Origin of the sequence: Alkalihalophilus lindianensis, from assembly GCF_032843265.1 — a bacterium.
GTDB lineage: Bacteria > Bacillota > Bacilli > Bacillales > Bacillaceae_D > Alkalihalophilus > Alkalihalophilus lindianensis.
Genome location: NZ_JAWJBA010000339.1, coordinates 1 through 271 on the forward strand (window position 1 = coordinate 1; position 271 = coordinate 271).

Genomic DNA, 271 nt, shown 5'->3' on the forward strand with positions numbered 1-271 from the left:
GAACGGCGCCGCGAGCCGCAAAGGCTCGTCCGGCAAAGCCCGCCGCCGGTCCGCGCCGCCCCGCAACCCAGGGCGCGCGAGCCATCGCACGACTATGTCGCTTCGGCCGACGAACAGATCATCGTCACCGCAACCAAGACCGACCTTCCCTATTCGCACTTCGCAGGCGTCGCCACCCGGCTGGATGGCGACGATTTGGCGTTCGGCGGCGAGCGCGGGACCGAATCGATCCTGTCGCGCATCGCGACCGTGTCCTCGACCCATCTCGGAT

At 68.6% G+C, this 271-nt stretch carries 1 protein-coding gene; it reads left to right on the forward strand.

The window, feature by feature from the left end; all coding sequences use genetic code 11:
* The coding region (locus tag RYX56_RS26585) for a hypothetical protein (protein WP_317124139.1) at positions 1 to 271 on the forward strand (271 nt) is incomplete at both ends.